This window comes from Janthinobacterium goodfellowi, assembly GCF_051380695.1.
GTDB lineage: Bacteria > Pseudomonadota > Gammaproteobacteria > Burkholderiales > Burkholderiaceae_D > Janthinobacterium.
Genome location: NZ_JBNYXN010000001.1, coordinates 1,014,770 through 1,026,686, shown reverse-complemented (window position 1 = coordinate 1,026,686; position 11,917 = coordinate 1,014,770). Strand labels below are relative to the sequence as shown.

The 11,917-nt window shown below is 67.0% G+C and carries 12 protein-coding genes; 5 read left to right on the top strand and 7 right to left on the bottom strand.

All coding sequences use genetic code 11. The features are described from left to right. Nucleotides 1-81 precede the first annotated feature (81 nt). From ACQ4WQ_RS04670 to ACQ4WQ_RS04650, 5 genes are all read left to right on the top strand, one after another. A complete protein-coding gene (locus ACQ4WQ_RS04670) occupies nt 82-948 on the top strand; it encodes a LysR family transcriptional regulator (protein WP_326459417.1) in 867 nt (288 codons plus the stop codon). A gap of 72 nt (nt 949-1,020) precedes the next feature. After that, nucleotides 1,021-1,836 (top strand): MlaE family ABC transporter permease, encoded by an 816-nt coding sequence (locus ACQ4WQ_RS04665; RefSeq protein ID WP_326459428.1) that lies wholly within the window; start codon nt 1,021-1,023, stop codon nt 1,834-1,836. Nucleotides 1,837-1,891: 55 nt separating this feature from the next. Beyond that, nucleotides 1,892-2,917: an MlaD family protein gene (locus tag ACQ4WQ_RS04660; protein ID WP_326459418.1), complete on the top strand. Its 1,026-nt coding sequence runs from the start codon at nt 1,892-1,894 to the stop codon at nt 2,915-2,917. Next, the gene (locus ACQ4WQ_RS04655) at nt 2,914-3,585 is read left to right on the top strand and encodes a hypothetical protein (RefSeq protein ID WP_436495003.1); all 672 of its coding nucleotides are present in this window, start codon (nt 2,914-2,916) and stop codon (nt 3,583-3,585) included. Before ACQ4WQ_RS04660 ends, ACQ4WQ_RS04655 begins: the two co-directional genes overlap by 4 nt. Before the next feature lie 97 nt (nt 3,586-3,682). Continuing rightward, entirely contained in the window at nt 3,683-5,011 is a 1,329-nt protein-coding gene (locus tag ACQ4WQ_RS04650) for an ATP-binding protein (RefSeq protein ID WP_326459429.1), read from the top strand. Here ACQ4WQ_RS04650 and nosR read toward each other — a convergent pair. From nosR to ACQ4WQ_RS04615, 7 genes are all read right to left on the bottom strand, one after another. Continuing rightward, nucleotides 5,008-6,333 (bottom strand): response regulator c-di-GMP phosphodiesterase, NosR family, encoded by a 1,326-nt coding sequence (gene nosR / locus ACQ4WQ_RS04645; protein WP_436495001.1) that lies wholly within the window; start codon nt 6,331-6,333, stop codon nt 5,008-5,010. The genes ACQ4WQ_RS04650 and nosR overlap by 4 nt on opposite strands. 14 nt (nt 6,334-6,347) lie before the next feature. Further along, entirely contained in the window at nt 6,348-7,811 is a 1,464-nt protein-coding gene (locus tag ACQ4WQ_RS04640) for an ATP-binding protein (protein WP_326459421.1), read from the bottom strand. A 14-nt stretch (nt 7,812-7,825) separates the two neighbouring features. Beyond that, nucleotides 7,826-8,665 (bottom strand): HDOD domain-containing protein, encoded by an 840-nt coding sequence (locus ACQ4WQ_RS04635; RefSeq protein ID WP_326459422.1) that lies wholly within the window; start codon nt 8,663-8,665, stop codon nt 7,826-7,828. Beyond that, nucleotides 8,662-8,994, bottom strand: a complete 333-nt coding sequence (locus tag ACQ4WQ_RS04630) for a hypothetical protein (RefSeq protein ID WP_326459423.1) — start codon at nt 8,992-8,994, stop codon at nt 8,662-8,664. Before ACQ4WQ_RS04630 ends, ACQ4WQ_RS04635 begins: the two co-directional genes overlap by 4 nt. Beyond that, on the bottom strand, nt 8,991-9,857 hold the full coding sequence (locus ACQ4WQ_RS04625) for a response regulator (RefSeq protein WP_436494998.1): 867 nt from the start codon (nt 9,855-9,857) through the stop codon (nt 8,991-8,993). The genes ACQ4WQ_RS04630 and ACQ4WQ_RS04625 overlap by 4 nt, the downstream gene beginning before the upstream one ends. 126 nt (nt 9,858-9,983) lie before the next feature. Then, on the bottom strand, nt 9,984-10,442 hold the full coding sequence (locus tag ACQ4WQ_RS04620; protein ID WP_436494996.1) for a hypothetical protein: 459 nt from the start codon (nt 10,440-10,442) through the stop codon (nt 9,984-9,986). A gap of 87 nt (nt 10,443-10,529) precedes the next feature. After that, the gene (locus ACQ4WQ_RS04615; protein ID WP_436494994.1) at nt 10,530-11,792 is read right to left on the bottom strand and encodes a DEAD/DEAH box helicase; all 1,263 of its coding nucleotides are present in this window, start codon (nt 11,790-11,792) and stop codon (nt 10,530-10,532) included. Nucleotides 11,793-11,917 lie beyond the last annotated feature (125 nt).

Genomic DNA, 11,917 nt, shown 5'->3' with positions numbered 1-11,917 from the left:
GCGTTGCACGATGCAGTAAACAGGCATAAACTCGGCACACTGATGCAAAAATGCATCGCCATATGCAATAGGAGAAGCAGCTTGGATTGGGATAACGCACGCATCTTTCTGGCCATCGGCCGGGCCGGCACCCTGCGCGGCGCGGCCGCCCTGCTGTGCATCGACCAGGCCACGTGCGGGCGCCGCCTGGCCGCGCTGGAAAGCTCGCTGGGCGCCACCCTGTTCCTGCGCACGCCATCGGGCTACGTGCCCACGCCCGCGGGCGAGCTGGCGCTCACGGCGGCCGAAGCGATGGAGCGGGCGGCCGACAAGCTGCAGCGCGAGATGCAGGGCGTCGACACCCGCCTGTCCGGCCTGGTGCGCGTGGCCACCACGGACACCATGGCCAGCCATTTCGTCATCCGCGCCATGCAGCAGCTGCACGCAGCCCACCCCGACATCCGCATCGTGCTCAACGTGGCGCCCGCGCTGGCCAGCCTGACGCGGCGCGAAGCGGACCTGGCCGTGCGCGGCGTGCGCCCCACCGACCCAGACCTCATTTCGCGCCACCTGGTCAAGCGCAGCCTGGGCCTGTACGCATCGAAAACCTATCTGGCGGAACGGGGCGAACCCGTGCGCGGCACGGCGCTGGCCGGCCACGACATCGTCATCTACCACCAGTCCGTGACGCCGCGCCATGGAGAGAAGATCGCCGGCGAGCCCGTCGCCAACGCCCGGGTCGCCATGGAAGTCAATTCGGCGGCCATGCTGCAGGAAGCCACGCGCGCCGGGCTGGGCGTGGCCGAGCTGGCCACCCACCTGGGCGACATCGACCCGCAGCTCGTGCGCATCTGGCCCGAGCGGGCGGAAAGCTACGACGTGTGGCTGGTCATGCATGCGGACCTGAACCGCTCGGCCCGCGTGCGCGCGGCGGCCGACGCCATCATCGCCAGCGTGGCCGTTCAATAGCGGGCCTGCCACGCACGGCTGCACTGCTGGACAATCAGTTGTATCGAACGCATCCAATGTTAAGATGCCATGATGACCCTATCCGTCTCCCTCATCATCAGCCTGCGCCGCCTGCACCGGGCCACCATGGCCTGGCTGGTCAGCTGGTGGCGCATGCTGCATTTCGCCATCCTCGTGTTTTCGCTGGCCCTGTCGCCGTCGAGCTATAACCGCGACAACCGCCCCATCCTCGCGCACCGGCTGGTGACGAACACGGCGCCCAACCTCGTGTGGTTCAGCGTCGCCTGCGCGCTCGTCAGCCTGGTGCTGATCCGCATCGTCGTCGTCAGCGCGCAAAGCTACGGCCTGTCGCGCTACGCGCTGGAAATGGTGGTGCGCGTGCTGGTGCTGGAACTGATACCGCTGACGGCCGCCCTGTTCGTGGCCCTGCGCCTGACCCTGCCCGACGGCATTGCGTTCGCGCAAATGCGCTCGTCCGGCATGCTCGATACCATGCAGCGCCAGGGCGTCGACCTGCTGCGCCGCGAATACTTTCCACGCGTCATGTCCGGCATCTTCGCCGTGTGGATGCTGGCCATCGTCAGCTGCGTCACCTCGCTGATCCTCGCCTATCTCACCATCTACGGTTTCACGCCGTGGGCGCTGCAAGGCTACACGCGGGTGGTGGGGCAAATCTTCAATCCGGCCGTGGCCCTGATCCTGATGCTCAAGGTGATCTTCTTCAGCTTTGCCGTGGCCCTGATTCCGCTGGCCTCCTCGTACTACCCGGAAGAGCCGCACGGCCGCCGCAACCGCCTGTGGGCCGCGCACGGCCTGTCCGAAATGCTGCGCCTGTTTTCCGTCATCCTGCTGGTCGAAGTGGCTTCGCTGATGGGCAATTACTACTGATGCCCCGCCCGCCACCGCCAGCGATCCCGAACCACCCATACGAGAGCCAGAAGCCATGAGCCAACCGCAAAATCCCGACCAGGTCGACGTCACGGCGCCCGCCGGTCTCACGCAAGACGCCGTATTGCCCGCGCCGCCGCCCGTGCGCCACGCCGAACTGAAGGCGGCCATCCTGCTCATCTTCATGTTCGTGCTGGTGGTCGGCTCCGTCGTCTACCTGATGTATGCGCGCGGCGCCTTCGAAGCCACGCAAACCCTGGTGCTGACGGCCGACGATTCCGACGGCGTGGGCGTCGGTGCCGACCTGACTTTTTCCGGCTTTCCCATCGGCCGCGTGCAGCGCATCGAACTGGCGCCGGACGGCCGCGCGCGCGTCATCGTCGACGTGCCGCGCAAGGATGCGCACTGGCTGCGCAGCAGCTCCATCTTCACCCTGGAGCGGGGCATCGTGGGCGGCGCCAAGCTGCGCGCCTACAGCGGCATCCTGACGGACCCGCCGCTGCCCGACGACGCCACGCGCGACTTGCTGGTGGGCGACATGGCGGCGGAAATCCCCCGCCTGCTGGCCGCCGCCAAGGATTTGCTGAACAACGTGGCCAGCCTGACGGGCAGCGATTCCGCGCTCGACGGCACCTTGCGCAACGTGCAGGCCGTGACGGGCAAGCTGAGCGGCCCGGGCGGCGCCATGGGCTTGCTGACGGGCGACGACAAGCAGTCGCGCCTGCTGGTCGAGCGGGCCAACGCCCTGCTCGTCACGGCCGACCAGCTGGCGCGCCGCACGGATGGCCTGGTGGCCAATGCCGATACGCGCGTCTTCGGCGACAAGGGCGTCATGACGGATGCGCAAGCGACCATCGTGCAGCTGAACGCGCTGCTGGCCGACACGCGCAACAGCCTGAAAAAAGTCGACGCCGTGCTGGTCGAGGCGCAAGCCGTGGGCGCCAACGCCAAGGCGGCGACCGCCGACCTGGGCCCGCTGCGCGCGGACGTGGAAAGCAATCTGCGCAAGGTCGAGCAGCTGGTCAATGACATCAACCGCAAATGGCCGTTCAAGCGCAATCCGGAGATCAAACTGCCATGAAAATGTCCCGCCCCGCCCTCGCCGCCCTGCTGTCCACCTTGCTTGCCGCCTGCTCCAGCGGCCCGCCCGTGCCCGACTGGAAGATGAATGCGCAAAGTTCCGTCGAACGCTTCCAGGCCGCCTACCTGAATGGCAACGCGCTGGTCGAGCAGACGGAATTCCGCCGCGCCCGCAGTCAGGTGGCGGGCACGGGCAAGCTCGAACTGGTGGCGCGCATCGAACTGCTGCGCTGCGCCGCGCGCGTGGCCAGCCTGGCCTTCGATGACTGCGCCGGCTTCGACGCCCTGCAGGCGGACGCGAACGACGCCGACCGCGCGTATGCGGCTTACCTGGCCGGCAAGGCGCAAGGGGCCGACGTCGCCCTGCTGCCGGAAGCGCAGCGGGAGGCAGCCGGCGCCGGCTCCGACACGGCCGCCGCCAGCGCCGTGGCGGCCATCAAGGACCCGCTGTCGCAGCTGGTGGCGGCCGGCGTGCTGCTGCGCTCGGGCCGCGCCACGCCGGAATTGCTCGACACGGCCGTGGCCACCGCCTCGGACCAGGGCTGGCGCCGTCCGCTGCTGGCGTGGCTGGGCGTGCAGCGCCTGCGCGCCGAACAGGCGGGCGACACGCAAGCGGCGCAGCGCATCGCGCGGCGCATGGCGATCGTCGAACAGCCGCTGGCCCCCTGAGCGCGCCGATGGCGGCCCAAAGCAGGCGGAATCAGGCATAGTCAGGCATAATTCAGCCAGGATGACAGCTATGCCGTGCAGGCAGCGAGGTGTGACGATGCAGTTCGAGGATTTCGACCTTTCCACCCCCGATACCGGCCGGCATGCCGGGGCGGCGCCTGATGCCGACGCGTCGGCGGACACGGCGGTGCGCCTGCAATACCTGCTCGACAATACGCCTTCCATCATCTATTGCACCGTGCCCAGCGGCGACTTCAAGATGACCTTTGTCAGCAACAATGCCTTGAATGTGCTGGGCTACCAGCCCGAGGAGATGGTGGCCGACCCCAATTTCTGGTTCGACCACATCCACCCCGACGATGCGCCCGGCATCTTTTCCAGCCTGGCGCAGATCTTCGTCGAAGGCGCGCGCGCCTATGAATACCGTTTCCGCGTGCGCGACGGCAGCTACCTGTGGATGCACGACAGCCTGCGCCTCGTGCGCGACGAGCACGGCGTGCCGTTCGAGGTGATCGGTTCGCTGACGGATATCACGGAACGCAAGCGCATGGAAGCGATGCTGCAGGCGCGCGGCGAGGAGCAGCAACTACTGATCAGCAAGTTGCAGGAGGCGCACGACCAGCTGCTGCAATCGGAAAAGATGGCCTCCATCGGCCAGCTGGCGGCCGGCATCGCGCATGAAATCAACAACCCGATCGGTTTCGTCAACTCCAACATGAGTTCGCTGCAAGGCTATGTCGGCACCCTGTTCGACGTCATCGCCCAGTATGAAGCGGCGATGCGCGAGCCGCTCGACGGCCCCGCCCTGGCCGACAGAGTGACCCAGGTGCGCGGCCAGGCCGACCTGGCCTTCCTGCAGGACGACATCGGAGACCTGGTGCGCGAGTCGATGGATGGCTTGAAGCGCGTGCGCGACATCGTGCAGGCGCTGAAGGATTTTTCCCACGTGGGCGAGACGGACTGGCAAGTGGCCAGCCTGCATGCGGGCCTGGACAGCACCCTCAATATCGTCGCCAACGAATTGAAATACAAGGCGCGCATCGAGAAGCACTATGGCGAGCTGCCGCAGATACTGTGCCTGGCCTCGCAGCTGAACCAGGTGTTCATGAACCTGCTCGTCAACGCGGGCCAGGCCATCAGCAGCGACGGCGTGATCAGCATCCGCACGGGCCACGCGGGCGACTGGGTGTGGGTGGAGATCGGCGACACGGGCGCCGGCATCGCGCCCGAGCACCTGAACCGCATCTTCGAGCCGTTCTTCACCACCAAGGCCGTGGGCAGCGGCACGGGCCTGGGCCTGTCGCTGTCATACGGCATCGTCAACAAGCACGGCGGACGCATCGAAGTGGCGTCGGAAGTGGGCCAGGGCACGCGCTTTACCGTGCACCTGCCCGTCGCGCCGCCCGCGGCCCAGGCAGCGCCCTAGGCTTCCTTCACGGGCGCGTACACGCGGATGCTCAGGCGTCCGCCATTCTTGCCTTCGAAATCGAGCAGCTGCGCGATCACGCGGGCCGTCAGCACGTGTTCGGCCGCCAGCAGCATCAGGCCGTCGCGGCTGATCAGGTCGCGCGACAGCACCATGCCCGGTTCCAGCTGGCCCGACAGCACGGTCAGGTCGCGCGACGGCGGCTCCGTCTCGTCCATGATGCTGCGGAAAGCGGCCACCACGGCCGGGTCGTAGCGCTTGCCCACGCTGTCGTAGATCAGGGTGCGGGCCTCGTCGGCGCGCAGGCTGCGCTGCACCATGGCGCCGATCTGCAAGCCGTCGTAGTCGGAAGCCAGCGCCAGGATGCGCGCGCCCATGGGAATGGCCAGGCCCACCAGGCCATCGGGAAAACCGCCGCCGTCGAAGCGCTCCAGCTGCGAGCGCAGGATGACGGAGACGGCGCGCAGCTCGTCGAGCGCCATCAGCAGCTGTTCGGCGCGCAGCGGATGCTTGCGGAACGCGGCCAGCTGCTCGCCCGTCCAGGCGCTGGCCGGCAATTCCAGTACGTCGTCGCTCAGGCTGAGCTTGCCGATATCCTTGAGCAGGGCGGCGATGAACACGTCGCGCGCTTCCTGCCCTTCCAGGCCCAGCGCCTGCGCCAACTTGCGCGACAGTTCCGCCACCCGCCGCGCATGGCCGGCCAGCTTGCCGCCGCGCATTTCAATCAGGTTGGAAAACACCTTGATCGTCGTCACGAACGTGGCCTTCAGGCGCTCGTTGGCCGCCTGCACCTCGTCGTGCGACTGTTTCAGCTGCTGCGTGCGCGTGGCCACCTTCGCTTCCAGGCTGGCGTTGAGCGCCTGCAGCTCCACGTTCTGGCTGGCCGTCAGCGCTTCCAGGCGCAGCTTTTCCTGTTCCAGCGCGCGCCGTTCCAGCGCGTGGCGCACCACCAGCACGATATCGTTCTCGTCCCACGGCTTGGTCACGTAGCGATAGATTTCGCCCTGGTTGATGGCGTCGAGGATGGACTGGATGTCGGCGTAGCCGGTCAGCAGCAGGCGTATGGTGCCGGGCCAGCGCTGGCGCACCTGCGCCAGGAACTGCGCGCCATCCATGTGCGGCATGCGCATGTCGGAAATGACCAGGTCCACCGTCTCGCTCTCGAGCAGGGCCAGGCCGGCCGCGCCGCCGTCGGCCGTCAGCACGCGGTAGCCGTGCGGGCGGAACAGCCGGCGCAGCGACGACAGGATATTCGGTTCGTCGTCGACGCACAGGATGGTGGGCGGCGCGGCCGCGGTGCTGGCGCTGGTACTTGTGCTCATGCTGTCCTGTTCGGTCATGGTGCAACGGCCTGCGCCTGGCGCACGGGCAAGGTGATGCGGAAGGTGGTGCCGCGGCCGATGATGCTGCGCACGTCGATGCGGCCATGGTGTTTTTGCACCGTCGTGTAGGCCAGCGACAGGCCCAGCCCCGTGCCCTTGCCGACGGCCTTGGTGGTGAAGAACGGATCGAAGATGCGCGACAGGTGTTCGGGCGCGATGCCGCCGCCCGTATCCTCGACCTCGATCCACACTTCCGTGGCGTTGTCGCTGCCCGTGCGCAGCGTGATGCGTCCGCGCGCCTCGCCCATGGCGTGGGCCGCGTTGACGACCAGGTTCATGATCACCTGATTCAGCTCGGAAGGCTGGCATTCGATGTCGGGAATGTCGCCATACTCGCGCACCACGTCGGCCTTGTACTTGACCTCGTTGTTCACGATGTTGAGCGTGGTATCGATGCCCTGGCGCAAGTCGGCCCAGACCCACTCCTGGTGCGCATCCGTGCGCGAAAAATCCTTCAGGTCCTGCACGATGCGGCGCACGCGCGCAATGCCTTCCTTCGACTCGCCCATCAGCATGGGAATGTCAGTGCGCAGGAAGTCCAGGTCGATCTGTTCGCGCAGCGCGCGCAGGCGCGCCGCCACCACGGGGTCGGCGACGGCCGGCTCGGCGTCCTCGTAGGCGTCGAGCATGCTGAACAGGTCATCCAGATAGCCTTCCAGGGTGCCGACATTGGAAAACACATAGCCGATGGGATTGTTGATCTCGTGCGCCACGCCGGCGGCCAGCTGCCCGATCGAGGCCAGCTTTTCCGACTGCAGCAGCTTTTGCTGGGCCAGCGACAGCTTGCTGTTCAATTCCGTCAGGGCCAGGTTGCGCTCGCGCAGTTCCAGATCGGCGATCTGGCGCTGGCGGATGTCGTCGGCCAGGCGCTCGTTCATTTCGGCAAGCTGGGCCGTGCGCTTGGCCACCAGGTGCTCCAGGTTGTCGTGCGCCTTGCGCAGCGCCAGTTCCGCCAGGCGCCGCTCGCTCACGTCGCGCAGGGTTTCGATGGCGCCCACCAGTCGGCCCTGGCGGTCGCGCAGGGGCGCCGCCGTGAAATGCAGCCAGTGGCCGTCGGGGCCGATATCGGCAAAGAAATCCTCGGCCTCGTAGGCGCCGGGGATCACGGGGGAGCGCTTCAGCTTGCCAAGGTAGAGGTCGTTTTCGCCGAGCGCGATATCGTCGGCCACCAGCAGGTCGGCCAGGCAGGCGCGCGGCTGCGGATAAAACGCCTTCCAGTGGTCGCGCGTGCCGACCATCTCGGCGGCCGTAAAGCCCAGCAGCTGTTCGCAGGCGCTGTTCCAGTGCGTCACCACGTGCTCCGTATTGATGGCGAAGGTGGCCACGGGATGGCCGTCGAAAAACGCCGATAGCGCGATGGAATCGCCCTGGCGGCGTTCCGGCATGGCGGGCAGCGCCTGTCCTGCATCTTTTTCCATGGCCTCTATCCTGTTCATGCCAGCATGATCCGCGACATTTCATCGAAGGTGTGTTCGGTTTGCGCCAGCAGCGCCAGCCAGGCCTGCTCGTCCAGGGCGATGCTGCGCCAGCCCGCCGGCGACAGGGGCGGCACCAGCGCATCGTCGACGCCGGCCAGGTCGAGCGCCAGGGCGACGGCATTGGCCATGTGCACGGCCAGCGGCAGGCCGCCCGCTTCCAGCCGGTCGATGGCGTGGTGGTCGGCCACCGCCTGCTGTATCGCCTCGGGAAACTTCCAGTAGGCGGCCAGGGCGCTGCCCACCTGCGCGTGATCGATGCCGATGACGGCCAGTTCCGCCTCGGCCATCTGGCAGTCGTGCGCCTGGCGGTAGCTGCGCACGAGCGCGTGCTCGGCCGGAAAGCGCGTCACCAGCACCAGGGTGCCCAGGTCATGCAGCAGGCCGGCCGTGAATGCCGTTTCGGGATTGACGCGCAGGTGCGGCGCCAGCAGGCGCGCGGCGATGGCCGTGGCCAGCGAATGGCGCCAGAACGCCTGGAAATCGAAGCCGCCGCTCACCGGTGCGAAGCTGCCCGTCAGGGCGCACGCCGTGACGACGGTGCGGATGCTGTGAAAGCCCAGCACGGAAACGGCTTGCGGAATGCTGGTGACCTTCGATTGCATGCCGTAGAACGAGGAATTGGCGATGCGCAGGGTCTTCGCCGCCAGGCCCTGGTCCAGCTCGATCTTTTGCGCCAGCACATGCACGTCCGTGTCGTCCTGGTCCATGCTCGACAGCAGTTCCAGCACGACCACCGGCAGCGAAGGCAGTTCCTGTATCTGGCGGATGATATGTTCAAAACTGAGCCGTGTCATGCCGCGCCCCCTTGCCGGTAGCGCTGCAGCAGCGCCAGCAGTTCGGCCCCGGCGGAATCGGGCGGCGTGGCGCGGAACAGCACGGCCAGCCGTTCCAGGCGGCGCGCCCTTTCCTGCTCGGCATGCGCCTGCGCGGCGGGGTCGGGTGCCTCGTCCATGACGACATGGCAGCGCTCCACATTGCGCCGGCGCAAGGCCGTCAGGTTCGCAGCCGTCAGGGTGGCGCCCTGGGCCAGCAGCACGGCGCCGCTGGCGTCGTTCAGCGCCTGCGCCAGCACCATGCCTTCCTGCGCCTGCTCCATGGAAATCTCACGTCCGCTTTCAATCATGTAGCCACTCCATGACGGCTCAAGGTTACCAGGCTGCCGCGCGAACGCGAATGCAGGCCCATGGGGTGGACCGCCACGGCGTAAGGCTGGCCATCGATGGCGGCCAGGCGGGGCGCGCCCTGCCCGTCGAACAGCTGCGGCAAGACGATCGCCGCCTCGTTGCCCAGCAGGGCCGCGCCCCGCTCGAACAGGTTGGCCGCCGCCGCGTTGATGAAGGCGATCATGCCGTCCTCGTCGAGCCCGATCACGGGCAGCGGCAGAAATTGCAGCAATTCGCGCGCGATGCCCAGGCTGACCTCGTCGCGGCTGATCTGGTGCTGCTGCTGGCGCACCAGCGCCTGCATGGCGGCATTGGCCGCCGCCAGCGCCTGGTTGACATCGCGCAACTGGGTATTGAGGCGCACATTGTCGTCGTCGATGCCCTTCAGGCGAAACGCTTCGGCGATATGCTCGCGCAACTGATGGTCTTCCCAGGGCTTGGTGAGGAACTTGAAGATGGCGCCCTCGTTGACTGCGTCCGTGACGGCCTGCAATTCGGTATAGCCCGACAGCATGATGCGGATGGTTTGCGGACACAGCAGCTTGGCCTTGCGCAGGAAATCGGCGCCCAGCATGCCCGGCATGCGCTGGTCCGACACGATCACGTCGACCGCATGGCTGGCCAGCACCTCCAGCCCTTCCTGGCCGCTGCCGGCCGTGAGGATATGGTAGCCATCGCGCCGCAGCAGGCGCTTGAGGGAAGCGAGGATATTCGGCTCGTCGTCGACCAGCAGCAAGGTGCGCGGCGGCGCCGCGGCCTGCTGCCCGGCGTCCGCCGCCAGCACCGCCGTACCCGGCATGCCATGCTCGTCATGCAAATCCATCGGACCACCTCTCATCGCCATGGCGATATCGGAGCTTGCCTGGAGGGAAAATCCGCCGCGCAAGTCAGTCTTGCGCGGCAGCCAGCCTGCGTTGAAATTATACGACTAAATATTCCGCCATAGAACTTATCCGCGCCGCGCCGGACAAGGCGTGTCGCGGTAAAACACAAAGCCGCCCAGGCCGATGGCTTGCGTGTCCGCCTTCACGGCGTACACCAGCGTGTTCTTGGTGGCCTCGACCCTCAGCAGGTTCTTGTGCAGCACCGTTTGCGCGTGCGACAGTTCCAATGATGGGGTCGGCGCCAGTTGCAGACGCAGTTCGGACGTGGCCGCGTCATACGTCCAGCGGCCCGGATTGAAGAAGGCAAAGCCGCCGTCGAAACGCAGGCTGCCATCCTTTAACTGGGTCAGGCAAATGCCGGGAAATTCGCTGGGCGGGTTGTACCAGGTGGCGGCCACGGCGGCATCGGCCGGCGTCTTGCCCGGCATCTGCATGCCGGTGCTGTCACTGTTGCCGCCCATGCCGGCGCAACCGGCCAGCGCCAGCGCGCCAGCCAAAGCACCCGCGCGTTTGATGAATGTCATGTGCATTCCCGTCCCCTTGCTTTATAGAAACACAATCTTAGTCCGGGAAGCGTGACTGTTCAAGCGGCTAGCGCACATAAGGCCGATTTAATTGCCTTCGGCCGCCTTCGCCGCCATGGCAGCCGCCTCGCGCGATTTGTCCTTCTTGCTCTTGCGCGCACCCTTCACGCCGCCGTTCACCGTGTCCGTGACGGGGTTCGCGGGCGCGGGCAGTTCCGTCGGCTCGAAACCGGCCACCACTTCGCGCACGATGCGCAAGTCGTTGCGGTTTTCGATCAGGCGGAAATGCGCTTCCGTGTCGGCCGTCACGAAACTGATGGCCGTGCCGCTTTCGCCGGCGCGGCCCGTGCGGCCGATGCGGTGCGTGTAGTCGACGGCCGAACGGGGCAAGTCGTAGTTGACGACGGCGGGCAGGCCGGCGATGTCGATGCCGCGCGCGGCCACGTCGGTGGCCACCAGCACCTGCAGCCGGCAAGCCTTGAAGTCGGCCAGCAGCTGGCTGCGCGTGCCCTGGCTGAATTCGCCGTGGAAGGCGCCCACGTGCAGGCCCGCGCGCTGCAGCTTGTCGGCCACGTGTTCGGCTGCGTACTTGGTGGCGACGAACACCAGCACCCGCTCCCACTGCTGCTGCAGGATCAGGTAGCGCAGCAGCTGCGTGCGGCGCGGCACGTCGACGGTGATGGCGCGCTGCACGATGTCAGGCTTGTCCTGCGGTTCGGACGCCACCTCGATGCGCACGGGGTCCGTGAGCAGGCTGTCGGCCAGCGCCTGCACGCTGTCGGGGAAGGTGGCGGAGAAAAACAGGTTTTGCCGCTGTTTGGGCAGCAGCGCCAGGATGGCGTTGATTTCCTCGCTAAAGCCCATGTCGAGCAAGCGGTCCGCTTCGTCGAGCACGCACAGCGACACACCGCCCAGCTTCACGGCATTTTGCCGCACCAGGTCCAGCAAGCGGCCCGGCGTGGCGACGACGATATCGGCGCCGCCGCGCAAGTCCATCATCTGCGGATTGATCGACACGCCGCCGAACAGCACGGAAATCTTCAGCTTGACCGGCAGCGGCTTGGCCAGCGCGTGCACCGTCTGCCCCACCTGCGCGGCCAGCTCGCGCGTGGGCACGAGGATCAGCGCGCGCACCTGGCGCGGGCCGGAAGCGGGCGCCATCAGCGCCTGCAGCAGCGGCAGCGCGTAGGCGGCCGTCTTGCCGGAACCCGTCTGCGCCGCGCCCAGCACGTCGCTGCCGCGCAGGATGGCGGGAATGGCGGCCGCCTGGATGGCCGTCGGTGCGGCATAGCCGGCCTTGTCGACGGCGCGGACCAGGGCGGGAATCAGACCCAAGGAGGAAAATGGCATAGCGGGCCTTCTTTATTCGTAAAGTGAGACCGGCCGCAATGTGCGGCCGGTCGGAATAACGACAGTATAAGGCAATGACCGTTAACGCCCAACCAAACCTGCTGCGCGTCGGCATAGGCGGCCTG

Coding starts and splice junctions, on each gene's coding strand:
- ACQ4WQ_RS04660 (WP_326459418.1), top strand. CDS start 1,892: ATGAGCCAACCGCAAAATCCCGACCAGGTCGACGTCACGGCGCCCGCC.
- ACQ4WQ_RS04655 (WP_436495003.1), top strand. CDS start 2,914: ATGAAAATGTCCCGCCCCGCCCTCGCCGCCCTGCTGTCCACCTTGCTT.
- ACQ4WQ_RS04665 (WP_326459428.1), top strand. CDS start 1,021: ATGACCCTATCCGTCTCCCTCATCATCAGCCTGCGCCGCCTGCACCGG.
- ACQ4WQ_RS04615 (WP_436494994.1), bottom strand. CDS start 11,792: ATGCCATTTTCCTCCTTGGGTCTGATTCCCGCCCTGGTCCGCGCCGTC.
- ACQ4WQ_RS04625 (WP_436494998.1), bottom strand. CDS start 9,857: ATGGATTTGCATGACGAGCATGGCATGCCGGGTACGGCGGTGCTGGCG.
- ACQ4WQ_RS04640 (WP_326459421.1), bottom strand. CDS start 7,811: ATGGAAAAAGATGCAGGACAGGCGCTGCCCGCCATGCCGGAACGCCGC.
- ACQ4WQ_RS04620 (WP_436494996.1), bottom strand. CDS start 10,442: ATGACATTCATCAAACGCGCGGGTGCTTTGGCTGGCGCGCTGGCGCTG.
- nosR (WP_436495001.1), bottom strand. CDS start 6,333: ATGAGCACAAGTACCAGCGCCAGCACCGCGGCCGCGCCGCCCACCATC.
- ACQ4WQ_RS04635 (WP_326459422.1), bottom strand. CDS start 8,665: ATGACACGGCTCAGTTTTGAACATATCATCCGCCAGATACAGGAACTG.
- ACQ4WQ_RS04650 (WP_326459429.1), top strand. CDS start 3,683: ATGCAGTTCGAGGATTTCGACCTTTCCACCCCCGATACCGGCCGGCAT.
- ACQ4WQ_RS04630 (WP_326459423.1), bottom strand. CDS start 8,994: ATGATTGAAAGCGGACGTGAGATTTCCATGGAGCAGGCGCAGGAAGGC.